Origin of the sequence: Planococcus daihaiensis, assembly GCF_049262615.1 — a bacterium.
Classification (GTDB): domain Bacteria; phylum Bacillota; class Bacilli; order Bacillales_A; family Planococcaceae; genus Planococcus.
In genome coordinates this window covers 648423-674175 of sequence record NZ_CP175504.1, presented here as the reverse complement: position 1 = coordinate 674175, position 25753 = coordinate 648423, and the positions used below count along the sequence as shown (strand labels likewise).

General features: G+C 43.6%; 21 protein-coding genes. 18 read left to right on the top strand and 3 right to left on the bottom strand.

Annotated features, from left to right (window positions below; all coding sequences use genetic code 11):
- The first annotated feature begins 4 nt into the window (after positions 1-4).
- The 14 genes from DHX103_RS03290 to DHX103_RS03225 all read left to right on the top strand — a co-directional run bounded on the left by DHX103_RS03290 (position 5) and on the right by DHX103_RS03225 (position 15052).
- Positions 5-1138, top strand: coding sequence for a glycosyltransferase (locus DHX103_RS03290; protein WP_422123848.1), 1134 nt, complete (start codon positions 5-7; stop codon positions 1136-1138).
- 43 nt (positions 1139-1181) lie between these two features.
- Entirely contained in the window at positions 1182-2570 is a 1389-nt protein-coding gene (locus DHX103_RS03285; RefSeq protein ID WP_422123847.1) for a hypothetical protein, read from the top strand.
- 151 nt (positions 2571-2721) lie between these two features.
- Entirely contained in the window at positions 2722-2883 is a 162-nt protein-coding gene (locus DHX103_RS03280) for a hypothetical protein (protein ID WP_422123846.1), read from the top strand.
- Between the two features lie 247 nt (positions 2884-3130).
- Complete coding sequence (locus DHX103_RS03275; protein WP_422123845.1) at positions 3131-3850, top strand: YveK family protein; 720 nt, start codon at positions 3131-3133, stop codon at positions 3848-3850.
- A 113-nt stretch (positions 3851-3963) separates the two neighbouring features.
- Entirely contained in the window at positions 3964-4617 is a 654-nt protein-coding gene (locus DHX103_RS03270) for a sugar transferase (RefSeq protein WP_422124714.1), read from the top strand.
- Positions 4618-4634: 17 nt separating this feature from the next.
- Positions 4635-5414: a WecB/TagA/CpsF family glycosyltransferase gene (locus DHX103_RS03265; RefSeq protein WP_422123844.1), complete on the top strand. Its 780-nt coding sequence runs from the start codon at positions 4635-4637 to the stop codon at positions 5412-5414.
- A gap of 44 nt (positions 5415-5458) precedes the next feature.
- Positions 5459-6925, top strand: coding sequence for an MOP flippase family protein (locus DHX103_RS03260; protein WP_422123843.1), 1467 nt, complete (start codon positions 5459-5461; stop codon positions 6923-6925).
- A gap of 38 nt (positions 6926-6963) precedes the next feature.
- Positions 6964-8001: a glycosyltransferase family 2 protein gene (locus DHX103_RS03255; RefSeq protein WP_422123842.1), complete on the top strand. Its 1038-nt coding sequence runs from the start codon at positions 6964-6966 to the stop codon at positions 7999-8001.
- 114 nt (positions 8002-8115) lie between these two features.
- The gene (gene galE, locus DHX103_RS03250) at positions 8116-9162 is read left to right on the top strand and encodes a UDP-glucose 4-epimerase GalE (protein WP_422123841.1); all 1047 of its coding nucleotides are present in this window, start codon (positions 8116-8118) and stop codon (positions 9160-9162) included.
- A 28-nt stretch (positions 9163-9190) separates the two neighbouring features.
- Positions 9191-9907 carry a YveK family protein gene (locus DHX103_RS03245; RefSeq protein WP_422123840.1) on the top strand — a complete coding sequence of 239 codons (717 nt, stop codon included), beginning with the start codon at positions 9191-9193 and terminating at the stop codon, positions 9905-9907.
- A 12-nt stretch (positions 9908-9919) separates the two neighbouring features.
- On the top strand, positions 9920-10606 hold the full coding sequence (locus DHX103_RS03240) for a CpsD/CapB family tyrosine-protein kinase (protein WP_422123839.1): 687 nt from the start codon (positions 9920-9922) through the stop codon (positions 10604-10606).
- A 65-nt stretch (positions 10607-10671) separates the two neighbouring features.
- Positions 10672-12783 carry a hypothetical protein gene (locus DHX103_RS03235; protein ID WP_422123838.1) on the top strand — a complete coding sequence of 704 codons (2112 nt, stop codon included), beginning with the start codon at positions 10672-10674 and terminating at the stop codon, positions 12781-12783.
- A 37-nt stretch (positions 12784-12820) separates the two neighbouring features.
- Positions 12821-13708, top strand: a complete 888-nt coding sequence (gene galU, locus DHX103_RS03230) for a UTP--glucose-1-phosphate uridylyltransferase GalU (protein WP_422123837.1) — start codon at positions 12821-12823, stop codon at positions 13706-13708.
- Positions 13709-13726: 18 nt separating this feature from the next.
- Entirely contained in the window at positions 13727-15052 is a 1326-nt protein-coding gene (locus DHX103_RS03225) for a UDP-glucose dehydrogenase family protein (protein WP_422123836.1), read from the top strand.
- Positions 15053-15302: 250 nt separating this feature from the next.
- On the opposite strand, the gene DHX103_RS03220 is transcribed toward DHX103_RS03225, so the two are convergent.
- Positions 15303-16505, bottom strand: coding sequence for a LysM peptidoglycan-binding domain-containing protein (locus DHX103_RS03220; RefSeq protein ID WP_422123835.1), 1203 nt, complete (start codon positions 16503-16505; stop codon positions 15303-15305).
- A 415-nt stretch (positions 16506-16920) separates the two neighbouring features.
- On the opposite strand from DHX103_RS03220, the gene DHX103_RS03215 reads away from it, so the two are divergent.
- The gene (locus DHX103_RS03215; protein WP_422123834.1) at positions 16921-17967 is read left to right on the top strand and encodes a WxL protein peptidoglycan domain-containing protein; all 1047 of its coding nucleotides are present in this window, start codon (positions 16921-16923) and stop codon (positions 17965-17967) included.
- 131 nt (positions 17968-18098) lie between these two features.
- Positions 18099-18962, top strand: coding sequence for a DUF1028 domain-containing protein (locus DHX103_RS03210; protein ID WP_422123833.1), 864 nt, complete (start codon positions 18099-18101; stop codon positions 18960-18962).
- Between the two features lie 442 nt (positions 18963-19404).
- Here the strand turns inward: DHX103_RS03210 and DHX103_RS03205 are convergent, their stop codons facing one another.
- Together DHX103_RS03205 and DHX103_RS03200 are read right to left on the bottom strand one after the other, a co-directional pair.
- Positions 19405-22557 (bottom strand): efflux RND transporter permease subunit, encoded by a 3153-nt coding sequence (locus tag DHX103_RS03205; protein ID WP_422123832.1) that lies wholly within the window; start codon positions 22555-22557, stop codon positions 19405-19407.
- Between the two features lie 12 nt (positions 22558-22569).
- Positions 22570-23391, bottom strand: coding sequence for a TetR/AcrR family transcriptional regulator (locus DHX103_RS03200; protein WP_422123831.1), 822 nt, complete (start codon positions 23389-23391; stop codon positions 22570-22572).
- Positions 23392-23852: 461 nt separating this feature from the next.
- Between DHX103_RS03200 and DHX103_RS03195 the strand changes: the two genes are divergently transcribed.
- Positions 23853-24356 (top strand): sigma-70 family RNA polymerase sigma factor, encoded by a 504-nt coding sequence (locus DHX103_RS03195; protein WP_422123830.1) that lies wholly within the window; start codon positions 23853-23855, stop codon positions 24354-24356.
- 103 nt (positions 24357-24459) lie between these two features.
- The gene (locus DHX103_RS03190; protein WP_422124713.1) at positions 24460-25713 is read left to right on the top strand and encodes an ATP-binding protein; all 1254 of its coding nucleotides are present in this window, start codon (positions 24460-24462) and stop codon (positions 25711-25713) included.
- The last annotated feature ends 40 nt before the right edge of the window (positions 25714-25753 follow it).

Genomic DNA, 25753 nt, shown 5'->3' with positions numbered 1-25753 from the left:
GACATTGAAAAAAATAATTATTGCCCCCAAAAGCCAATATGGCTATATTACCGATTACCTTCAAATGGTGAAACGGCTGGCTGCCAAAGGCCTTGCGGTAGATGTAATTTGTTTTGACGAGGGGCTGCCAAAAATTGACGCACCGGAAAACGTGGAAATCCTCTATGTGGCGAGAACGCGTTATAAACTGGTGAATTATTCGCGGCATATCTCAGCGATCGCCAAACGGGTACTGGCGGAAAGAACTGCAGTCAAATGGGTGGTGATCAGTGCCAATATTGAGCTCAGCGGCATCTTGCCGGGGCTCTTGAAACTGTTCACGCCAAATGTCCGCTGGATACTGGATATCAGAACTTGTGCGGTTTTTCAGGGAGCCATGAAAAGAAAAGTTTACGATTGGTTGGTAACCGCTTCCGCAGTATTTTTTGATAGAACGACCATCATTTCGCCTCTGGTGGCGGAAAGACTGGGCATCAAAAAATTCGATGTGCTGCCACTCGGTTCTGATTGCTATATTGATCTCGGCTCTAAGGTGTTCTGCAGACAAAGAATCGAGTTTTTATACGTGGGCAAATTTGATGACAGAAGAGTGGGCGACCTTGTCCGGGCATTTGATGCTATAAGCAATCAACAGAACGGAGAAGATGAGATGGTTTTTCATATTGTCGGATTCGCGGATCGCGAAGAAGAAGCTCAAATCCTGCGGGCGGAAATTGACAAAGCGGACCATAAAGAACAGATTATATGGCACGGGAAAAAATCACATGCCCAAATCAAAGAATTGTTCGAAACAGCCAGCATCGGTTTTTCATACATACCGAAAACCGAATTCTTCGATGTTCAGCCGCCGACCAAAACTTACGAGTACATTCGGAATGGCATGGTCTGCATTGCCACAAACACCCGCGCAAACGCAGAGATTATCACAGCTGCAAACGGTGTTCTGGTGAATGATGATGTGCCTGCTCTGGTTGCCGGAATTGAGTTGGCTCTGGCCCGTTTGGACATGTATGAAAGTTCAGTGATAGCACAAACAGTGGAAAAAAATGAATGGCAATATATCATGGGTGATTTTCACCGATTACTGGAGCAAATTGAAGCCAGGGAAGATGGCGCGGAACAGACAAAGAGAATCTGAAACCGGTGCCGTACAGGCAGGACAAATGAAATGAGGTGAAAGAATGGCTATATGGATCAATCAATATAAATATCAGCTTCTGATCGCATCTGCTGTTCTTGCGCTGCTGGTTTCAACAGTGATTAGAGAAGATGCCTTCATGTACTTTAACATTGCGATTGTGGGGGTTGTGGCAACTTATATATTGCTGAAAAAAGAAATTCTGCTGTTATTGACCATCATACTTATCTCAATATTTAATGAAGGCATTACTCAATTCAATGCAAGTTATATAATTTTCTATTTATATGGTTTGATGCTGGTAACCATTTTTACTAACAAGAATAAAAACAAAGCGCATATTTTCCTGACGGTTGCAGTGATAGCCGCTTTAACATTGAGTTTGGTGCCGGCAATAGTTAATGGCAATTCAATTCCACTGCTCATCGTGTCAGTATTGAAGCGTTTCGGCTTTTTTATCATTTTTCTATTCGCCCTCAACATGGTTGATCTAAACAAGTCCAATAAAAAAGTATTGGATACCTCCATCATCGTTCTGCTCCTGCTGAACTTCCTGCTGGCTGTCGGACAATTTATCGAAGGCAGTTTAACTCAGGATTTTATCACAGGGGCCATGGGACCGGGGACAACCGGGGTTTTCATCTATCTATTGATGTTTTATCTGGCGATTGCATCAAGCCTGCATTATCAAAAGAAGATTTCCACCATGACTTACCTGGCATTGGCGCTGGTGCCCATTATCTATTCGGCGATAGCGGAAGTGAAAATTGGTTTTGTTTCCAGTGCAATTCTTTTGATCATCTATTTGCTCTTTATAAAGAAAGGATTTAAAGCTTCGGTTATATTTGTAGCTTCATGTTTTGTAATTTCAGCGTTTTACAGTTATTTTATCAGCCTTTATCCTGAGCACGATTTTCTGAACGCGGGATTTTTGGAAAGCTATTTGGTGGAGCAATCTTACGGGGATGGAAATACGCTGAACAGATTTGGGTTTAAATCGACTGTCGATGCAGTCGTTTACTCCAATGACACAAATCAAATGGTCTTTGGAAAAGGGTTGGGATCAGGTAATCCGAGTGGATCCAGTATGTTTCAGGGGGAAGTTTTTAAGAAATATGACTTTCTGAAATACAGTTGGTTCCTGATGCCGTACTTATATATTGAAGCAGGTCTGCTCGGCACTGGTGTATTTCTGTTGATCTATATGATCCCTTTGTGGATTGCCATAAGACAATATTTTAAAACAGGAAGTTCATTGGCAGTAGCTGTTTTACTGATGGGGATTGTTAACGTGATGTTTATATTTTATAATGCTGGATTATTCACGTTCGGGGTAACTGCTGTCTTTTGGATCTACACAGCCATGCTGATCAGGGAAATGAATTTGGATGAGCCTGAAGAAGCCGACGAGAATTTCAGCGAGGAAAGGTAAATTCCTTTCATTTTGAAAAGTAAGGGGCTATTGACATTTTCCGGGAGGTGTTATAAATTAATTTAATGGCAAATTTCATGATGACAGGGTGTGCTGATTCGTGATTGGCAAATCCGTTAAAAGTCATCGGAGGGGTAATGAGGAAGATATTATGTGGGCATTAATCATATCAGTCTTCGCCTTTGTGGCAGCAATCGTTATTTCGCTGGGAAAAATCAGCGAGCGCGGAAACGATATAGCTGCCGCTCATCGCGAAGAATTACTTTCAAGAGAGACAGCAGAAATAGAAGACAGCAACGATGAGAAGAACTAAAATTCCATAAGATGATCGCTCGATGATTGGAAAGGCCCGGAATTGAAAAATTCCGGGCCTTTTTCTGTGTGTGAAATCCAGTGCAATTAATAGTCCTTTTTACTTAACTTAATAATTTTAACTTCTATTTAACGTTTTGGTAGTAACTTTTACACTATACATTATGAATGAAAGCGGTAATGAATAGGGTTTGGTGTTAAAAGACTGAAAATTAAGAAATGTTATTCAGCTTCAGAGGGGTGATGAAGTGAAATTGAAAAAGAGAATTATATACGACAGGTTTAAGAAAAATAAATACTTGATTCTTTTGATGATACTGCTTTCAATAATTAGTTCAGTAATCGTTTCCCGGCAATTCGACGAACCGGTTTACCGGGCATCAGCACAGATATTGATTGGAGGTGACAGGGAGAGTGCAGAGGAGATGGATAAATACTCCATACAGGATGAAATGAGATTTCTTGGTACTTACCGTGAAATCATTGAAAGCCCGATTGTCCTGTCAGAAGTTAAAAAATCAACAAATACTCATCTTTCAACAAATGAGATTAGAGATAGATTGACGGTGAAATTCACCGATAATTCCCAAGTTTTTTCGATTTCGGTCGATCTGGAGGACTATGATTCAGCCATCTTGCTTACCAATGCGATTGCCGAAGTTTTTGTCAGTGAAGCAGGACAGGTGATGAACGTCAACAAAATCACCATTTTGGACAAGGCAGTTGCGGAGGAAGATGGGATTCTCCTGAGTTCAGGTCCGGAAGTGAGCCTTGCGTTGGCCGTATTTTCGGGGTTAAGTGCAGGACTTGGACTGGCGTTCATTCTCCCGGAATTAAGTACCTCTGTAAACACTGTTGAAGATGCCGAAGAGCTGCTGAAAGTACCTGTTCTCGGTGGCATTTCTCCCATGAATAAAGTGACGAACACTATTGAAAGAAACAACTTCCTGGAAAGAAAACAAGTGTAGAGTAATTAATCGAATCCTTCAGGTCACGGAAATACACAGAGGCGGTGATTTAATTGATTACTTCAGGCAGCAGAAGCGAAGAAGAAATCGCACCAAATGCAGAGAATACAACAATGGAAATTACAGATGTATCCGAGGTTATTGTGCAGAAAAAACCGGCTTCGTATTATCCGCATATAAAGAGGTTCCTGGATATCTCGATTTCAATTATTGGAATTGCAGCCCTCTCACCATTGTTGCTATTGGTGGTGCTGCTGATCAAATTGGAAGATCCGGAGGGGGAAGTTTTATTCAAACAGCAAAGAGTGGGCAAAGACGGAAAGCTTTTCCATATGTATAAATTCCGATCCATGGTAAGCAACGCGGAAGCTCTCAAAGTGACGTTGATGGACAAAAATGAAGCTACTGGACCGGTGTTTAAAATTCGCTATGATCCAAGGGTGACAAGAGTCGGTTCATTCATCAGAAAAACAAGCATCGATGAATTGCCCCAGTTGATCAATGTCCTGAAAGGTGAAATGACTTTGGTCGGACCTAGACCAGCTCTGCCGGATGAAGTTGAAAAATACACAGATTTCGAACGGCAAAGAATTACTGTAACTCCCGGTTTGACCTGCTATTGGCAAGTGAGCGGCAGAAACAATATTGGCTTCGATGAATGGGTGCAGCTGGATCTGCAATACATCCGGGAAAGAAGTGTGCTCATTGATCTGAAATTGATATTCCGAACAGTCTTTGTGTTATTCGGTTCGAAAGATGCGTGTTAAAAGGAGGAGCAGCCAAGATGTTGAAACTGGATCAGGAAGTATGGAATTTCGATGACAAATGCTTTCGGAAAATGGGCAACATAAAGCTTGTTACAGCTAGAAAACACGAAATTCTTGAAGAATTCCGCTTCCGTCTGGCAACACAGATGAAAACACGCGTTTTTTTCCTGAATGCTCATTGCTTTAATATCGCGCAGAAAAATTCAGGCTATTTAAGAAATTTGAATGCAGCAGAATTTGTCCTGAATGATGGAGTGGGAGTCGAATTGGGTGCCCGTGCCTTTCATATCTCTTTCAGTGAAAATTTGAAGGTTACAGATTTCACTCCGGATGTTCTCGAAATTCTAAACCAGGAAAAAATGAGTTTGTATTTGCTTGGCGGCAGCCCAGGAGTTGCTGAGGAAGCTGCTGAAAATATCCTGAAAGAATTTCCCGACATTATTCTGTCAGGAACATCCAATGGGTTTTTTACAGATCCAATCGAAGTGCTGAATGATATCAATCAAGTTAAACCCGATTTGCTGCTTGTAGGAATGGGGGTGCCTGCACAGGAGGGGTGGATTTCACATTATTTTGAAGAGTTGGATGCCACGCTGATCATGGGGGTTGGGGCGTACTTTGATTTTGCTGCCGGCAATACAACAACAGCCCCGGCATTGATCAGGAAAATCAGAATGGAAGGGGTCTATCGAGTATTACTGGAGCCGAAAAGAATGTTCAAAAGATACGTTGTCGGCAACGTGCAATTCTGTATTCATATTTTTAAACTGTCAAGGCTGCATAACCATGGAACATAAAGTTGAAATAAAGATAAATCCAACCCAGTAAAGAGGATGACGATATGGGGTCTTTAAAATCAAAAGCAGTCAAAAGCGTGAAACATACAAGTTTGGCAATGATCATTACCAGTGTTCTCCAGATCGTACAGCTTATTGTCCTGGGAAGAATATTGGGTCCGGCGGTTTTTGGCATCATTGCACTTGTTCAGATTGTTATCCAATTTGCACAGATGTATATCGATATGGGCTTAAGTGATGCCATCATTCAAAAAGAGAAAATCAGTAAAAAGAACCTGTCCAGTCTCTACTGGTTTTCGATAATGGTCGGTTTGCTCATGTGCTTAAGCATGATAGCTGTTGCGCCGCTGATTGCGCTAATTTTTCAGCAGGAACAGTTAACAGGTCTCATTCAGTTGATCAGTCTCAGTTTTTTCATCCTGCCTTTTGGATTGCAATTTCAGACCATTGCCAGCAAACAGCTGGAATTTGACAAAATTAGCCGCTATGAAATCGTGGGTTCTTTCATTGGTGTAGCAGTGACGCTTTCCACAGCGGTTCTCTTATCAGCAGGAGCCTGGTCATTGGTTTTTGGACATATTTCTTCCTCACTGATCCGGACGATTCCGTGGGTCATCATCGGTTTCAGAAATCCGGAAACCCGTCCCAGCCTGACGTATTCCTGGAATGGCATCAAAGAATATGTGATCTTTGGAATTTACCGTTTGGGTACCACCACGATTAATTTCTTCAACACAAAGGTGGACCAGATCCTGATCGGCATAATGATGGGCCCTCAAGTTCTGGGTTTCTACAGTATGGCGATGAACTTGATCATGCAGCCAATTCAAAAGTTGAATCCTATGATCAATCGCGTAGCCTTCCCGGTTTTTTCGAAAATCCAAAACGACCGCGGTCGGCTTCAAAAAGGATACCTGTTCATTATTAAACTGATTATGGCAATAAACGCACCGCTTTATGCAGGATTAGCAATCCTGGCACCATTCGTCATTCCGCTGTTGTTGGGTGAAGAGTGGGCAAGCATCACAGTGGTCGTGCAGATCCTCTGTGTCTATGCGCTTTTCAAGGCACTTGGAAATCCGAGTGGCAGTCTATTGATAGCTGCCGGCAAAGTGAAATGGAGTTTTTATTGGCAGTTGTTCCAATTATTTATCATTCCGATCGTTATTTATTTCTCCAGTTTGACTGGAAGCATCGTCATGGTCGCACTGGCGATGACGGGATTGAGGTTTGTTCTATTCTTTGTGAACTATGCGATCCGTCTCCGCTTTGTTATTGGAAATTGTTTGCCTGAGATGCTGAAATCCATTTTCACACCGATTGGACACAGCCTGATAATGATCGCCATATTGCAATTTGTCATAACGCAAATTGAAAGCTTTTCATCTGCCAATATCATTCTTATTAATATCCCGGCAGGCATCATTATTTACATGCTTCTGATACTTGTTTTTCAAAAAGAGCTCGTCAAAGAGATTAAAGGTTTTTTTACAAAAAAAGCACTGATCTGACTGATTAAGAATTAAGCGATGAGGATGGGGTGGACTGTATGGAATCCAAAGTTAGTGTCATTATTCCAACGTATAAAGGAGCGGGAAATCTGCCCCGTGCCATTGACAGCATTATTGATCAGACTTACAACAATGTCGAAGTGATCGTGGTGGATGATAATGATCCTGATACAAATGGACGGCGTCAGACTGAGGCGGCAATGCAGAGTTATCGGCAATATGGCAATGTGAAATACATTAAGCATTCCATGAATAAAAACGGTGCAGCTGCCCGCAATACCGGCTTAGCTGCATCCTCTGGCGAATTTATCTGTTTCTTGGACGATGACGATTTTTATCTGCAGGACCGCATTGAAAAATGCTTGAATCTGCTGTTGGCCAGTCCGCGCTATGAGGGGATTTATTGTGGAGTGGTTATCACGAATAAAGGAAACTTTGACCGTATTTTAAAACCTGAAAGCCCTTTGGAACAACGAGATCTATTATTGGATGGTGACCGGTTGGGAACCGGCAGCAACCTGTTCCTGAGCCGAAAAGCGGTGCAATTTGTGGAGGGATTCGATGAAACCTTCATCCGCCATCAGGATTTAGAATTCATGCTCAGGGTTCTGGAGCATTTCAAGGTGTTGAACCTTGCGGAAATCCTGATTGTTAAAGCCACGAACGGCGTGAACAATGTGCCGGATTATGGGAAGTTGAGGAAAGTGAAAGAGCTTTACATGCTGAAATTTGAAAATGCGATAGAAAGATTAAGCCCTGCAGACAGGAATCGATTCTATGTCCGGCAATATGAGGAATTATTCTATGCGGCACTTAAATCCGGCAAAAAGGAATTTATTGTCCAAAGCCTGCGGGAATTAAAATTATTCAGGGATATCACTTTTAAAGACCGAATGCTGGTCATGATCAGCGAAAAGCGTTTATCGAAAAAAAGAGTGTATAAAACGTTGCGGCCGGTTTATGACAGTTCAAAAAATCGGGCAGTCTCAAATCAATTGCAAAAGCATCTCGATGCATCAGCAAAAGAACGGATTTTTAATGTGCTTGGCAGAATGAATTCAAACACAAAAGCATAAAAGAGCTTAGCGCATCATTAATTTTCTGAAATATTAATCATTTTAACCTGTCTTTAACTATCGAATTCTAAAATATACCTATCTGCTGACCAGACAGGGAACGGAGGCGTAAAGATGATATTGATCACTGGCGGTGCAGGATATATTGGCAGCCATGCTGCAGTGGAATTATTGGACAATGGCTATGAAATTGTAGTTCTGGATTCACTGGTAAACAGCAGTTTTGAAGCTGTATTAAGAATTAAGGAATTGACTGGAAAAGAGTTTGAATTCTATAAAACGGACTTGCTGGACACAGAAGGTGTGGAGCGCATTTTTCGCAGACATGATATCAAGGCAGTGATGCATTTTGCAGGATTGAAATCAGTTAATGAATCAGTTTCTCTTCCTTTATATTATTTTGACAATAATATTTCGGGAACTCTGAATCTCTGCAAAATAATGAACAAGTTTAATGTCAAGGAGCTTGTCTTCAGTTCTTCAGCCACCGTCTACCAGGCGCGAAGCAATAGACCGGTTGATGAAAATTCGCCTCTTGGTGCAAGCAACCCTTATGGGCGCACCAAACTGATGATTGAGGAAATCCTGCATGATCTATACAAATCAGATCCATTCTGGAAAATAGCGATACTGCGCTATTTCAATCCGATTGGAGCGCATCCGAGCGGAAGAATCGGAGAGGATCCGACGGGCATTCCCAATAATTTGATGCCTTATATTACCCAAGTCGCCGTCGGCAAAAGACCTGTCCTGCAAGTTTTCGGTGAAGATTATGAAACGAAGGACGGCACCGGTGTCAGAGATTATATCCATGTCACAGACCTGGTTAAAGGCCATCTGAAAGCGCTCGAATATCTCACAGGACACCCTGGAATTGAAACCTTCAATTTAGGAACCGGCATCGGCTGCAGCGTGCTCGATCTTGTAAAGGCTTTTACTAGGGTATCGGGTGTTGATATTCCCTATCAGGTTGTTGAAAGGCGTGACGGAGACCTTGCAATCTGCTATGCCAATCCTGAGAAAGCCGAAAAACGGCTGTTATGGAAAGCGGAAAAAAACATATTGGAAATGTGTCAAGATGCCTGGAAATGGCAATCGATGAACCCGAATGGCTACCGTCTGATTGACAAAGAAGTTGAGTTTTCTGCAGAGCTAAAATGACCGCTGAAAAGTGTTGAGGAGGCTTTATATGAAGGAGTTTAATTTTATCAATTTTTTTGCTGTGATTAAAAAAAGAAAAGGCATGATTTTCATTATCGCCTTTCTGACCGTCATGCTCGCAGGTGCAATCTCTTATTATGCATTGACACCGATCTATGAAAATTCAACGCAGATCCTGGTAAATCAGGAGAGATTGGGAAATGGCACGATCAGCAACCAAAATATTGAAGCGGACCTTCAATTGGTCAATACCTATAGTGTAATCATTAAAAGTAAACGAATTATGGATAAAGTGATCGAGCAATTGTCGTTGAATACTACAGTAAATGCCCTAAATGAAAATATGACCGTAATTTCCGCTTCCAATTCCCAGGTAATTGAAATTACCGTACGAAACCCCGATCCGAAAACAGCGATGGATATAGCAAATACAACGGCAACGGTTTTTGAACAAGAAATACAGCAATTAATGAATGTCAATAATGTTTCCATCCTGTCGACAGCAGGTTTAAGTGATAGTCCGACACCTGTTGCACCCAATCATATTCTGAATTTGGCAATCTCAGCAGTGATTGGTCTGGCACTGGGGATAGGCATGTCCTTCATGTTGGAATACGTGAATACGACAATCAACACTGAAAATGATATCGAAGAATTGCTCGAAGTGCCATTGCTGGCAGTAATATCACCAATACCGAATAGAAAACTGTCAAAAGAAGATTTGCAAGTGATATTCAACGAATAGGAGGCGTGACGCATGAGAGCGAATAAAAAAAAGGGTCGAGATTTTAAAGGACGCACATTAGTAACAGTAATGGCGCCACATTCGATGGTGTCGGAACAATTCAGGACATTGCGCACCAATATTGAGTTTTCTTCTCCGGATAAAGAAATCCGTTCTATTTCGGTGACTTCCGCATCCGCTTCAGAAGGCAAATCGACCACAGCTGCGAATCTTGCCATTGTCTATGCCCAAACCGGAAAAAAAGTTTTATTGATTGATGCGGATATGAGAAAGCCGACCATGCATTATACATTCGGCACAACGAACCGCAAGGGGCTTTCGACCGTGCTGACAAGACAGGAGCGCTTGGAGTCTGCAGTTAATAAGACAAGGATTTCAGGGCTGGACCTTCTGACTTGTGGTCCGATTCCGCCTAATCCAGCAGAATTGCTGGCTTCGAACGCCATGGATTTATTATTGGCGGGATTGAAAAATAATTACGATATTGTAATCGTTGATTCCCCGCCGATTCTGGCTGTTACGGACGGCCAGATTCTGGCAAATAAATGTGATGGCAGCATTTTGGTTCTGAAGTCAGGAAAAACAGATAAGGACTTAGCCTTAAAAGCAAAAGGGAAAATTCTCGCTTCGAATACGACCCTGATCGGGGTCGTGCTGAATAATCTGAGCGTACCAAATAACACATATACCTTAAACTAATTTTAAAAATGTATCCCTGAGAGCGATCGTATATTTCTCTGAGAGATTGGAGAGGAGGAAGCATTGTGAAAAGCGGGTTAAAGCTCAGCAATTTTCTTGCCGTTCATTATAAGGAGAAAAGCAAACTCAAAATACTGCATTATAATGCGGTGGATACCGAGATGAAAGAAGAGCTCCATGCAAAAGGCTTCACGAATTTCCTTGGTATATTTATCGGAAATGAAGCCTCCAACAATGCTCAGGAGCTCTATCCGGAAAAAGATACCAATTTAATCTATAAGAACAATGCCGATATATTGATTTTGGAAAATGCAAACTTCTTACATGTAAAAAAAGCAATGCGATCCGGGGCAGAAAAAATCATCTTGAAACCCCGCAACGGACTGACCTTATTGGAAGGTATTGCACTGTCCGCGCTGCATTCGTTGCGTGGCAGAAAATGGGGAGTCCAATTCCATCGGTTTTCAGATAGCCAAGGTCAATTTTACAAAGCGATAATTTTAACGAGGTTGCACGAAAAGGAACAAGAAGCCCGTTATTATTTATCACCCGCCATTGGTTTCGACAATTTCTTTCTCACCTTGAATAACTCAGGCATGCGGTATGTAATATTGCGCTGGTTTGAAAATATCCCGTTTTTGGATATTAATGAAGATGTGGATCTCCTTGTTTCAGACGAAGATCTGGAGGAAGTCCAAAATTTACTGGATGAACGGATTGGCATTTTGCCATTTGATGTTTACAGCGTTTCGGGCATGAGCGGAAGCAGTTTTCGATATGTTTCCTATTATCCCCCCTATCTTGCGGAAAAAATACTGAATCATCGGGAAGTGTGGGAAGGAAAGTATTATGTTCCGAGCAGGCTCCATTATTTCCTCAGCTTGCTGTATCACGTGGTATACCATAAAGGCGAGAAATCAGGAATCGCGTTCCAGGGTGGAGAAAATGGAGACGATTCTGTAGCTGATCATGATTACCCGGGAATTTTAAGTGCACTCGCACAGGAAAATCAGATTCATTTAAAAGAGATGAATTTGAATTACCTGCACAACTTTTTGCAATTGGTGGGCTGGTCTCCGGCAACAGACACTATCAGAAAGTTGAATACCCAGAATGATTCCTGGCTCGAATCCATCATCAGCACCAATAAACTCGACTTTGAAAAATCCGGCGAGTTGATGGTTTTCATCATACGTGAGTGGGCAGTGGAACACGGTCTCTCGGAATTCATTTTGAATTATTTAGAAAAGGCGGGGCTGAATCAAGTTGCTCAAGTGGAATTTACAGCTGAACAACAGAAAATTGCTGCGCAAAACCTCCGAGGAGGCAATTGGGGCAAGGGACCTTGGCCTGTTAGCGGAGGAAACCCGGCGATACTCCTTATTATGTATGATTATAATCCAAAACCCATCAGCAAAAATTACCGGAAGAAATACCCGCATGTTACAAATGAACATTATCTGTTGAAAGAAGAATTGCGCAGAGAAATCAATTCCAGCCTTCCCCTAAACGAAAGGTCTAATCCAATCCACAGTTCTGATGACGAAATCGAAGCACTCGATTATATTGAAGCAACGGCTCCGGAAATCCTCGAAACAGTCAAAAATACTGTCATTGCCTGGGATTGTGCTTACAAAACACAGGAAAAAGTATTCAAAGATGTTTCAGCGCATAAGCGCAGAGCAAAGGTGGAGCTGATTGAATATCAGGGGAGAAAGGCGATAAAGAAAACCTATAAAAAGGGGAAGGAAAGATTTCTGGAGAGGGAGATTTACGCTTACGGAGAATTGAGCAAAGAATGTTCATTTATTCCGCCCCTCTTGGACCACGGAGAAAATTACCTGATCATACCCTATTACGAGAAGAATTTATTGACTGAAAATGAATTTATTAAAAATCAATACCTCAAAAGGTATAAAGAGGAAATCTTTGAGATCATCACGTTTTTCTTCGACAAAGGTTATGCCATGATCGACTTCCATCCTGGCAATATACTAATCACAAAAGAAGGACTGAAGCTGATCGATTTCGAGTTTTTGTATAAATACGAAACCAAACCTCTGAATATAGAAGATTCGTTTGATTTGAATGGATTTCCAGAAGATTTTGCTGCCGATCTGCCCTATGAGGTTGAAGCTTCGGAAAGAAGGGAATTATGGAATAAAATCCTATACTAGAAAATCATGAGTATCTTGGAATTGGAGGGAAAAATAAATGAAAAAAATCAGAAAAGCAATTATTCCAGCGGCAGGACTGGGGACAAGATTTTTGCCGCTAACGAAAGCGATGCCGAAAGAAATGCTCCCGATTATCGACAAACCGACAATCCAGTACATCGTAGAAGAAGCGGTGGCATCAGGTATTGAAGACATCATAATCGTCACGGGCAAAGGGAAACGGGCAATAGAAGACCATTTTGATAATAATTTTGAGCTTGAAGAAAACCTGATCCAAAAAGGGAAATTCGATTTATTGGAGAAAGTGCGTGATTCCTCCAAAGTTGAAATTCATTATATTCGGCAAAAAGAACCGAAAGGCTTGGGGCATGCTGTCTGGACCGCGCGTAAATTTATCGGGGATGAGCCATTTGCCGTCCTGTTGGGAGATGATATCGTCCGATCCGAGAAGCCTTGTCTCAAGCAATTAATCGATCAATATATGGAGCTCGGCTCTTCCATCATTGGCGTACAGCCTGTTGAGGAAGACGAAACTCATCGTTACGGAATTATAGATCCGACTTCGGTGGATGGGCGATGCTACAAAGTCCGCAACTTTGTAGAAAAACCGGTTAAAGGAACGGCACCTTCCAATCTGGCAATCATGGGGAGATACATTCTTACTCCAGAAATTTTCCAATTCCTTGATAAGCAGGAAGTCGGCGCAGGCGGAGAAATCCAATTGACTGATGCAATCCAAGGATTAAACGAATTGCAGAACGTCTATGCTTATGATTTTGAAGGGAAAAGATATGACGTGGGAGAAATGCTCGGATTTATCCAAACCCAAATGGAATTTGCTTTGGACCATGAAGAGTATGGCAGTAAAGTGGCAGAAATGATGCAAAAACTGCTCCGGGCCCGGTCGACTTCCGCATTACTCTAAGCGATGGGAGGTGTTGAGATGAAAATTGCAGTCATTGGTACAGGCTATGTAGGTTTAGTAACCGGCGTAACCTTGTCGGAAATTGGTCAGGAAGTTGTCTGCATTGATATTGATGAGCAGAAAGTGGAAAAAATGAGACAAGGCATTTCGCCTATCTACGAACCTGGGTTGACGGAAATGATGCAGCGAAACCTGAACGCCGGGCGTCTGTCATTTACTGTGAGCCATCGTGAAGCGCTGCGGCAGGCCGATGCAATCTATATCGCTGTGGGAACGCCTGAAAATGAAGACGGTTCAGCGGATCTCAGTTATATAGAGCAGTCTTGCAAAGACATTGCATGGAACATTACGCGCGATACGCTGATTGTAACGAAAAGCACGGTTCCGGTAGGCACAAATTACAAAATTCGTGATCTGATTCGATTGCACCTGCTTCACGATGTCCAGGTTGAAATTGTTTCGAATCCGGAGTTTTTGCGGGAAGGTTCTGCCATTTATGATTCATTCCATGCTGACAGAATCATTATAGGAACCGAATCGGACAGAGCTGCAGCTATTATGGAAACCATCAATACTCCATTTAATGTTCCGATATTCCGAACGGATATCAAAAGTGCCGAAATGATCAAATACGCCTCCAATGCTTTTCTGGCCACCAAAATCAGTTTCATCAATGAAATCTCCAATATTTGCGAGTTATTGGGAGCGGATGTTGAAAATGTCGCCAAGGGAATGGGAATGGATAAACGTATCGGTTTTCAGTTCCTGAAGGCTGGTATCGGTTACGGGGGTTCTTGTTTCCCGAAAGACACCAAAGCGCTGATTCAAATCGCCGGGAACCTGGATTATGAATTTCAATTGCTGAAAGGTGTAGTTGACGTAAACATCAAACAGCAGGGCCTGCTAATTAATAAGTTGAAGCGTTGCATCCCTGATGTAGCTGGTAAAAAGATTGCGGTGCTTGGCCTCGCCTTCAAACCGGAAACGGATGATATGAGAGAAGCCGCTTCAATCATTGTGGCAGATGAGCTTGTGCAACAAGGTGCCAGAGTGGTGGGCTATGATCCGATTGCTATGGAAAACGCCAAAGCCGTTTTAAATCCCGAAGTGGAATACGCAGAAACCATTACTGATGCAATCAGCGACAGTGATGCTGTATTGATTCTCACAGAATGGCAGGAAATAAAAAACTTGTCGCCTGCTTCCTTTAAATCAATGATGCGGCCGCTGGTCATTGATGGCCGGAATTGTTTTTCGCTCCAGGAAATGAAACATCATGACATAGAGTATCATTCGGTTGGCCGGCCGCCAATCAATGAAAGTATCCCATCAGTGCTGGCTTGAAGAGCTATGGGCAATAATAAAAAAGATCGGAGAACGCGCAGATTTGTGCGTTCTCCGATCTTTTGTTCGTTCATATGCCTTTCAGAGCTTAACGGGCGCTGTCGCTTTTCTTTGCTGTCCAGACTCCAGCGGCCCAGCTCTTCGGGTCATAAGTCACTCTAATGCTGCTCCTGCATCGCTTCGCTAGCTTCGTCGCAAAGAGATGTCCCAAATTACATTTGGTCCATCTCTTTGCTGTCGCTTTTCTTTGTTATCTAGGAATCGTCAATACCTGCCCAATGCGCAGGAAATTGACATTTGTAATATTATTGGCGGCTGCAATTTTGGCAACGGTCGTGTTGTATCTGACCGCAATTCCATATAAAGTATCTCCGGCTTTAACTGTGTACTTAACGCTTGTGGCAGGAGGCGGAGTTGTGCTTGTGCCCGGGATGATCAGGACTTGCCCGATGCGCAGCAGGTTGACGTTCGGTAAATTATTGGCGGCTGCAATTCTGGCTACGGTCGTGTTGTAACGCTGGGCGATTGCATACAGGGTATCTCCAGCTTTCACCGTGTATTTTGTTGAAGTCGCAGGAGGCGGAGTGGTGCTGGTGCCTGGAATGATCAGGACTTGCCCGATGCGCAAGAAATTGACGTTTGGAATATTATTGGCGGCTGCAAGTCTGGCAACAGTCGTGTTGAAACGCTGGGCAATGCCATATAATGTGTCACCCGCTTTAACGGTGTAACTTGTGCCGCTTGCAGGTGGTGCAGAAGGCAATTTCAATAATTGAGATATTGTCACAAATGAATAGCCTTTCGCTTTTAACTGGGTGATGATATTCGGCAATGCAGTCGGGGTACCGGGTGCGCCTGCGCCTGTATGCATCAGAACGATGGATCCGGGAACAATATTATTCACCACTTTACTGGTGATTGTAGCAGCGGAATCACCGCGCCAGTCAATGGTATCGATATTCCAGTGAATGGTGTAGCCATATCCAGCTGCACCAACTCCCGCTAGTACGCTGGCGTTAGTGTAACCGTAAGGCGCTCTGAAAATAGGCTTGGTCGATTTGCCGGTCAAATTTCGTATAATCGTTTCAGTACGGTCGAGCTGTGATTTCATTTGAGCGGCTGTCAAGGTTCGGAAATCCGGATGGTTATAGGAATGATTGCCGAGCTGATGCCCCTGGTTTGCAATATTCCTGATTCCTTGCGGATGATGCTCTGCTCCGGAACCTGTAAGGAAGAATGTAGCTTTCACATTATGGGTGGAAAGGGTATTCAGGATTCTGTTGATGTTCGTTCCATCAGCGCCATCATCAAAAGTCAGGGCCACAACTTTGCTGGTGGTGTTGCCTTTCGTTATAAACGTTGAATTGGCTGCGTCTGACTGGCCACTGAATGAAAACAAACTGGTTAAAACCAATAGCATGGCTGCTGCAATTTTGAAAATTCTTGTGCCCACAATAGTCACCCCTTTTTTTAGTTACACTAATGAAAAGCATTAGCGTATGTATAAAAAATGCGGGCAATATTATCTATGTAATTGCATATATCTCAGAAGAAAAAGAGCACATTAGGTTAATTTCATTATATCACAACCTATTTGAATTAAGGTAAAATAGTAAGATTATTCAGATAATTATTTTTCGGTTGAATAAACCAATGAATATGTTTTAAGTGACAAAAGTTGGGTATAAAGCTTGATTTATTGTTACAAACCTTGTAATATAATTGTAATATAAACCGTATAGAAATTTATTGATATCTAATTTCATGAATTTTACTTAGCTGTACTTACAATTACATTGAAATTGCAGCTGTGTCAGGGTGACACAGCTTTTTATTTTTTGTAAGAATAATTTTACTGGAGGAACATTATGTCCTTACGTGTTCTAATACTGATTTTCCTGATGATTTTAATTCCATTAACTGCAAATGCGGCTGAATCCGTAAACGATTTTGAAGTTGAATTGCTGCCTGCAGAAGGTCAGCAAAGTTTTTCTGAGGGCTATTTTAATATCGACGCCGAACCTGGCCAGAGTCTATCCTTAACTTTACGTATTACAAATACGACTGACGAACCAATCGAATTGCATGCGGAAGTGGTCGATGCATGGACTGCGGCAGAAGGCGGGATTCTATATGGCACAGATCCTGATTCTGATGGAGAAAACCGTCTCCGCTTGTCGGAGCAGTTTGATGTTAAGGAAACCATTACCATTCCTGCTCATGCTGAAAAAGATGCGCATTATCACTTTGATATCCCAATGGATGCAAGCGGCACGCTTCTCACAGGCGTCATGCTGACTTCTGAAAATGTGACTGAAGACCTGGGCATGGCGTCGATAAATGAAGGCGGAAACAATTATACTTATGAACAGGATGGCCAGCGATTAGTGGCAGTGAAGGTGAATTTGCCGGATAACTCAGCATCTGGTTTTTCACTTGGGAAAGCGAAGTTTGACACCGTTCAAAATCAGCTGACGATGAAAATATTGAATGGCAATTCCACGGTCCTTGAAAATGTGCAGGGTACGTACACGATTATGGACAAAGAGGGTGATACCATCCTTAATGGAGTTATTGATTCTTTCGCAATGGCACCGAAATCAGACATACGCTTTCCAATTGATCTGAAGGGGCATATTTTCGAAGAGGGCAAATATGTGCTGATGATTAAAGGCAATGCAGACAAAAAGGAATTTTTTGCCGAAGAGAAGTTTACTGTGTCTGACGCTCAGCAGGCAGCAGCAATTGTCGAAGAATCAATTGAAACTTCTTCTGCTGTATCGGGCGGCAATTTCATGCCGACAATGGCTATTGCGCTGGCGGCTTTATTTTTGCTGCTTCCATTATTCATGAAAATTATTAAGCGGAATGAAAAAAGTCCCCATCTGAACTTGTCTGATAAAAATAATTTGTAGAAGATATTGCTGCACCTGACTTGTTCAGGTGCAGCATTTTTTTTTTGGAATTTTTTCATCCGGAAATTTGGGTTAATTTTAATAAAAAATTTTGAAAATTAAGGTAAACTGAAATAAAGGGGGAATGAAAAATGAATAAAGAGCAATTGGTGGCGACCTTTTCAATCGTCGGAGCGGACCCGAAAACTGGCGAAGTGGGAGTTGCGGTCCAATCGAAATTTCTGGCAGTAGGTGCAGTTGTACCCTGGGCAAAAGCAAATGTCGGGGCGGTAGCAACTCAATCTTGGGCGAATACGAAATACGGACCTGAAGGGTTGGAACTTCTTGAAAAAGGGCTTTCACCGGAAGAAGTCATCGCAAAACTGGTGGCTGACGACCCGGGCCGCAACCTGCGCCAGGTGGCGGTTATCAATGCAGATGGCGAAGCAAGCGCATTTACGGGTGAGGAATGCTTTGACTGGGCAGGCCATAAAATCGGCAAAAACCATTCAGCACAAGGCAATATCCTCGTCAGCGAAGAAACGGTGACAGCGATGAGCAATTCGTTCGAACAATCGACTGGTCCACTCGCCGAACGCCTGATCAAAGCATTGGCCGCAGCCCAGCATGCCGGCGGCGATAGCCGTGGCAAGCAATCCGCGGCAGTATACGTCGTGCAGGAAGGCGCAGGCTATGGCGGCTATAACGACGTCAAAGTGGATCTGCGCGTCGACGATCATCCTGAGCCGATCGAGGAGTTGTTGCGCTTGTATGAACTTCATGAAGTTTTTGGTGAAAGCACCGACGAGCAGCTGGAAATCGAAGGTGAGCTTTTCGAGGAGATTAAAGAGCATCTCGTGCGCCGCGGCCTGCTCGATTCCGCCGATCACCCCGGCTACAATGACACCGTGAAGGAAGCGTTGAAAACATTTACCTTGCGCGAAAACTTCGACGACCGCTGGACAGAAGAGCGGCTCATCGATGAAACTGTGCTGGAGCATTTGCGGAAGGAATAAAGCGGTTTAGATTATGGCAAATTATGATGGGAGTGACCGGTTGGCTAATGGGCTGACCGGTTTTTTTGTGCGAAGGTGTAATTTGGGGTTGTATTGAGAAGGGCAGAAGAGGTTATATGGAAATATTTTCTATAATTATTTTCCTGATATCAGGAGCTGTGGCTGGAGAGTTTCGGGGTGCGGTGTGAGAGCGTTGAGGTGCGGATTAAACGGTTTGGGGTGCGGTCTGAACCATTTGGGGTGCGGTTAGAATAAAATCAGTCGAATTCATGATGAAGTAAAAATTTAATGTTTAATATTTCCACTCAACGTTTCGCCAGTTGCGCTAAAAATAAAATATCCAATACTCACACGCAACGCATCGCTGCAGACACAAAAATAGGAGCCCTCCGATCGGAGGGCTCCATCCATCTTGCACTTGAATTTAAACTTGAACTTATTTTTATTTCACTTCTTTGCGTCTGAACTTCGCTGACACTTCATAAACAATCGGTACGATGACCAATGTCAGTAAAGTGGAACTGATCAAGCCGCCGATCACGGTGATCCCAAGTGCCTGCGAAATCAAGCCGCCGCCATCGCCTTCTGCACCAATGGCGAGTGGAATCAGCGCGCCGATTGTCGCCAGAGCTGTCATCAGGATTGGACGGAGACGCGTAACGCCGCCTTCAAGCAGGGCTTCACGAGTGGAGAGTCCTGCCTGTTCCATGTGAATAACCCGGTCAATCAGGACAATCGCGTTAGTGACCACAATGCCAATCAGCATCAGGACGCCGATCAATGCGTTGACGCTCAATGCTTCGCCAGTGACCCATAGTGCTACCAATACACCAATTACAGTGAATGGCAATGAGAACAGGATGGCAAATGGAGCCAGTGCTCCACCGAATGTTACAACCAATACAAAGTAAACGATGGCAATGGCTGCGAGCATCGCAAGCCCGAGCTGTGTGAACGATTCATTGATCTGTTCGGTGATGCCGCCGTGGTCAGTGGTTACACCGGATGGCAGATCGAGTTCTGCAATTTGGTCATCAATGTCAACTGTGATTTCAGCTGCGTTATTGCCGAGCACTTCTGCTGTAAGGGAAGCAAACATCTGGCCGTCTCTGCGGTTGATCGTATCAGGAGATCTTCCTTCTTCGACGTCCATCACATCACCGACTGTCACTGTAGTGCCCAGTGCCGTTGGAATTTCAACATTCGTTACATCTGCAATGTCATTGTACTCGGTTTCTTCTGTTTCAATATAAACGTTGATTTCATTGTCTTCATGCTCCACTGTCGTCAGGACAGGAGCTTCGCCGACATCGCTTAATGCCATGCCGATTTGGGCTGCAGTCAAGCCGTTTTCGCTCAAGGCTTGCTGATTTGCCACTAATGTAAATTGATCGTATGCTTCAGTCAGACTCGACTCAGTATTTTCCAAACCATCATGGTCTTCCATGAACGGCTGGATTTGATCGATGGCTGCCTGGATGTCTTCGATATTATCGCCGTAAACGAACAGTTCCAGTCCGCTTGCGCCCATAGCGGCAAAGTCCATGCTGTTCCATTCGCCGGATTCAGTTGAAGCATTCAAGTCCTCTATCAATTTCGTGCTTTCATCGCTGAAATTTTCAAAGTCGGAGTCATATTCGATATAGAATAAAGCGGAATTATCTCCGCCTCCGCCCATCGCTGCCATCGGGTTGCCGCCGCCAAGCGAGTATTGGTAAGATGTGACGCCTTCTCGACTATCGATTTTGCTTTCCGTATCCAGTGCCACAGCTTCGACTTCTTCACGCGTCTGGCCCGGTTCAGGGCTGTAAGTTGCCATGACCATCTTCTGCTCTTGTTCCGGCAAGAAAGTGACGCCGATAACCGGGATCAGGAACATACTGGCTGCTAGAAGGACAGTTGCCCCGCCGAACGTAATGATTTTATGGTTCAATGACCATTCCAAAATGCGTTTGTAGCCGCCACCCATTTTACCGGGTTTATGTTCTTTCTTCGCGGCTCCATTGCCATCGAGCTTCTGCAATTGCTTACGGTACATCAAATGCGCCATCATCGGCACAATTGTTACTGCAACTAATAAAGAAGCAGATAATGCGAAGACCATTGCAAGAGCGAATGGCAGGAACAATTCGCCGATTTGACCGCTGACGAGTGCTAATGGCAGAAATACCGCAATCGTTACGACCGTTGATGAGAAAATCGGAAGGAACATTTCGCGTGTCGCTTCACGGACCAACTCTTTGCCGCGCAACTTTTCGCCGCGCAAGCCCATGCGCCGGTATATATTTTCAATGACGACAATCGAGTCGTCGATGACACGTCCGATCGCCACAGTCAATGCGCCGAGTGTCATGATATTCAACGTGATATCCATTTGGTTCAATAAGAAGATCGCCATCAATAATGATAAAGGAATTGAGATGATGGAAATCAATGTCGTTTTAAAGCTGCGCAAGAACAGCAAAATGATTACGACGGCAAACAGGATGCCGAAGAAGGCTTTGCTGAGCATTGTTTCGACTGAATGCTCAATCGGTTCGGCCTGGTCAAACGTTGTCGCTACCGTTAAACCATTAGCTTCTTCAACATCGGCAATGATGTCTTTTACGGCATTGGCAACTTCGACCGTATTGGCATCCGGTGCTTTTACAATGGAAATGCCGATCGACTCTTCGCCGTTTGTACGGGAAATCGATTCCGCTTCACTGACAACTTCAATGTCAGCCAATTCGCTGAGCGCGATGGTTGGAATCGCTCCAGCAGCCGGTGCTTCCGCTGATGGAGGTGTTGGCGTTTCTGGAACTTCCGGCGTCTCGCCCGGTGCACCAGCCCCCGGAACCTGTGGCTGCTGCGGCATCGCTGGAATCTGCAGATTGCGCAGATCATCAACCGTTGTAACATCACCATCGATAACCAGGTTTTTCAGTTCTCCGCCAAACTCGGTCAAACCTAAGGGGAATGTCAAATTGGATCCTTGAATCAATTGCTGGATCGTTTCCTGCGTCAACCCGTATTGGGCTAAGGCTGCTTCATCAAACTTCATGGTCACTTGCTGGACGCGCTGGCCGGAAACTTGCGCATCCGATAAACCTTCGACGCCTTCAAGTGCAGGAAGGACATTTTGTTCCACGCTGGCAGTTAATTCTTCCAAAGAACTTCCTGAATCACTGATGCTCAGTGTCAAAATCGGGAAGGCATCTATACTGAGCCGGGAAACTTGTGGCTCGTTGGCAGCTTCCGGAATTGAAATTTGCGACAATGCATCTTCCAAATTGCGTGTCGCTTCATCCATATCCACTTCAAAAGCGTATTGGACTTGAATGGTCGACGCATTGGCCATGGATGTGGATGTCGTTAATTCCACGCCATTCATGTTCTGGATGCGCTGTTCCATTGGAATCGTGATTTCTTCCATGACTTCATCGGGTGCGGCACCCGGATATACTGTGACTACTGTCACTGCCGGCAAGGTAATGCTTGGAATCGACTCCTGTTTCATTGTCAATCCGGCATAAAGTCCTGCCACGACGACCATAATGGTCAAAATCCAAATGGCGAACTTATTATTTAATGAAAAATCGATAACTTTCTTCAACTATGACACTCCTCAACGATGATTCTTCAATAGAAGAATTTCTTTTTCAATTTGTTTTTCCTGCAGCAGGTAATCGGTTAGCGCATCAACCAGAAAATTACGCGGTTCATCCTGTTGCAGTTCTTCCCGCAATAACTCGAGTGAACCCAGCAATTGCGCAGTGTTTTTTGAATACAGCTTGATCTTTGTCTCCATATCGGCAAAGAGGCTTTGAATGGATAACTCGTCTTCCTCCGCTTTGTCTGTAAACACCGCTTCCATAGCACCAAGCTGTTCCACAATCGCTTCCATGGAGGAGGCGATAAAACGGCTCAATCTGGCGATGGATAATTGGCGGTTTTCCAGGATGATGGTGATCATATATTCTTTCAGAATACCTTCGACCACAATCGTCAGATCTTGCAGAAATGGTTCGATGTCCGGCCCGAATGCTTCCAGCAGGCTCTTGCGATGAAATTTGGAAGATGAGCTGCGCATCTCCTGCATCAAAGCAGTCAGTTGTTCGTTGTCGTCCGTTGGCATATCCTTGAAAACCATGATGAAAAAATCACGATCAGCCAGTACGCTTTCGAGTTCAAAAGCCAATTTTTTTGCAAATGCATCCTTTGGATTGAAGTCTCCAGAAACATCGAGTCGCTCCATTCCAGCCAGCGTTTCTGACTGGTAACGTTCCAAAATGCCGACGAGCAAGCTTTCTTTGGAATCGTAATGCTTATAAAACGCTCCTTTTGAAATTTCAACTGCATTGGCGATCTCTTGAACCGAGGTTTGGTGAAAGCCTTTGATGGAAAACAGATGGACGGCGGCATTCATCAATTGTTGCTTTTTATCCATTGGGTTCCTCCTTGTAACTAGTTGGTCATTAAAAGTGACTGACTGGTCATTAACTAAATCATAGGGTTTTCTGCCTGCAAAGTCAATTTGGCTGCAGCTGAATTTTAAGTAGATATTGTGACCGCTGTTCGATCAGGTGCCTATATTGAAATAAAGATTTCTTTCTATTGCCGATGCGGGATGTTGCGGCTTACTATCAATAATCTTCCACCGGGACGCAGAAGGAACTCAGCGTCCCGGCGTTTTTAATTTCCCGGGAAATATAGAGGCATTACTGCGAAAAATAACTGTGTCAATAAATTGATTTTTCAGTTAATTTTATGAATGTGATGTGTTTATTGACTAAAACAAAGTGGATATTTAATGGAAGAAAATCGCCTGATCACCAAGTGGTTTGTAAACACCGCTTCCACTATTCTAGGCTTACCCGGGAATAAACGAACGTTCAGAAGGAATATGGAATGGAAACTGGCAATGATTATGAAGATTTTAATGCAGTTGAAGCACAATATGCACCAATGATTTCAGCGCTCATACGAAAATTGCATATCTACCGCGATCACGAAGAATTCCGGCAAGTCGGGAAAGTCGCGCTGTGGCAAGCCTGGAGCCGATTTGATGGAGACAAAGGAGATTTTACACCTTTCGCTTTCAGAACCGTGCACGGGGCAATGCTTGACGAATTGGCTCGTGAAGGCAGATACGCCAAACTGTTCCTGTTGTCGGAAGGAGAGCATTTTGAAGCTTTGGAAATGCCGGAACGGAATGAAAACCTTCCGGAATGGCTGGCGGAAATCGAGTTGAAGCAGAAGGAAAGAAAGCTGCTGATCGAATTATTTGTCGAGGACAAAGGCATCAAACAACTGGCTGCGCTCTACGGCATTACGGTTGCCGGTATGAAAAAGAAGAAAGCGAGGTTATTGGAAAAGATTAAGGACAGTGAATCCTTTCAAAACAGGGATTAATCCGATAAATATAATTTGTGGAAAAAAGTTTCACGGTCTCTGATTTACTGTATAATAAATTCCGCATAAGCCCATTTGAAAGCAGGTGCTGAATTTGTTTGAAATGATGACCGGCATGATCAATAATATATTTTTTATCATTTTCCCAATTGTGCTTTATCAAATGCTGGCCGGAGCAGGAAAGCGCAATTTCTTTGTCGATTATCGTGTTACGATGACGATTTTGTTTTCAATTTCCATCATCTTATGTATGGTATTTCCTTATCAATTCCTGACAGAGGACTATATATTCGATTTACGCCAGGTTCCGATGATTGTCGGTGCACTATACGGCGGGCCTGTTATCTCGGCCGCGCTGTTTCTGGTATCGGCAATCGGCAGAATCATTATCGGAGGGGATGGCATGTATATCGCAATCCTCAACCAATTCGTCATTGCGGCCGGGGTTCCATTCCTTCGCCCGGCCTATATGCGAATGCACCGCGGAATGAAGGTCGCAACAGTTTTTGCTATTTCCATTCTGTCCTTAATGTTTAATATGTTTGCAGGCAATTTACTGTTCGGTGATCCGATACACGATATCATCGGTATTTGGCTCATGCTGATGCTGAATCAGGGAATGATGATTGTATTGACAGCTTTGTTGATCGAACATATCGTGCGGCAGGAACTCATGCTCAATACATTGATGAAGCATGAAAAATTGGAAAGCGTCAGCCATTTTGCTGCGGCCGTTTCACATGAATTGCGGAATCCGATACAGAGCATCAAAGGTTTTATTCAGCTGATGCAGATGTATGATTACAGCCGTGAAAAACAACTGGAGTTCCACGATACGATTTTGAGCGAAATCAATGCGGCTGAAGGGCTGATCGACGATTACCTGATCTATGCTAAGCCGGTTTACGGAAAACTGGAACAGATGTCCGTGAGTGATGAAGTTTGCGGGGTCCTCAAAATCCTCGGTCCATACGCAAACAGCAAGGACGTTGAACTGGTTTGCCACAACGCTGAAGAAGAAGTAAGGATAGGCGGAGACCGGCAAAAATTCCGTCAGGCGATGGTCAATATCATTCGAAACGGTGTGGAAGCGATGCCGGATGGCGGTGAATTGAATGTCCGCATCAAAGTTACCCCTTCAAAAATCATTGTGGAAGTGGCGGACAGAGGCGTCGGCATGACAAAAGAGGAAGTCGAGCGTCTCGGTGAACCTTATTTCTCAAATAAAATCAAAGGCACAGGACTCGGCATGATGGTCACTTACAGTGTCATTCATCAGATGAAAGGGTCCATCATCGTCAATTCCGAAAAAGGTTCAGGAACTGTATTTAAACTGGTCTTTCCAAGACTTGAGTAATGGACTGAATCACATAAAACCGGCAGTAGAGGAGCAATTC

Coding starts and splice junctions, on each gene's coding strand:
- DHX103_RS03255 (WP_422123842.1), top strand. CDS start 6,964: ATGGAATCCAAAGTTAGTGTCATTATTCCAACGTATAAAGGAGCGGGA.
- DHX103_RS03215 (WP_422123834.1), top strand. CDS start 16,921: ATGTCCTTACGTGTTCTAATACTGATTTTCCTGATGATTTTAATTCCA.
- DHX103_RS03265 (WP_422123844.1), top strand. CDS start 4,635: ATGTTGAAACTGGATCAGGAAGTATGGAATTTCGATGACAAATGCTTT.
- DHX103_RS03190 (WP_422124713.1), top strand. CDS start 24,460: ATGATGACCGGCATGATCAATAATATATTTTTTATCATTTTCCCAATT.
- DHX103_RS03270 (WP_422124714.1), top strand. CDS start 3,964: ATGGAAATTACAGATGTATCCGAGGTTATTGTGCAGAAAAAACCGGCT.
- DHX103_RS03245 (WP_422123840.1), top strand. CDS start 9,191: ATGAAGGAGTTTAATTTTATCAATTTTTTTGCTGTGATTAAAAAAAGA.
- galU (WP_422123837.1), top strand. CDS start 12,821: ATGAAAAAAATCAGAAAAGCAATTATTCCAGCGGCAGGACTGGGGACA.
- DHX103_RS03280 (WP_422123846.1), top strand. CDS start 2,722: ATGTGGGCATTAATCATATCAGTCTTCGCCTTTGTGGCAGCAATCGTT.
- DHX103_RS03210 (WP_422123833.1), top strand. CDS start 18,099: ATGAATAAAGAGCAATTGGTGGCGACCTTTTCAATCGTCGGAGCGGAC.
- galE (WP_422123841.1), top strand. CDS start 8,116: ATGATATTGATCACTGGCGGTGCAGGATATATTGGCAGCCATGCTGCA.
- DHX103_RS03240 (WP_422123839.1), top strand. CDS start 9,920: ATGAGAGCGAATAAAAAAAAGGGTCGAGATTTTAAAGGACGCACATTA.
- DHX103_RS03195 (WP_422123830.1), top strand. CDS start 23,853: ATGGAAACTGGCAATGATTATGAAGATTTTAATGCAGTTGAAGCACAA.
- DHX103_RS03285 (WP_422123847.1), top strand. CDS start 1,182: ATGGCTATATGGATCAATCAATATAAATATCAGCTTCTGATCGCATCT.
- DHX103_RS03200 (WP_422123831.1), bottom strand. CDS start 23,391: ATGGATAAAAAGCAACAATTGATGAATGCCGCCGTCCATCTGTTTTCC.
- DHX103_RS03260 (WP_422123843.1), top strand. CDS start 5,459: ATGGGGTCTTTAAAATCAAAAGCAGTCAAAAGCGTGAAACATACAAGT.
- DHX103_RS03225 (WP_422123836.1), top strand. CDS start 13,727: ATGAAAATTGCAGTCATTGGTACAGGCTATGTAGGTTTAGTAACCGGC.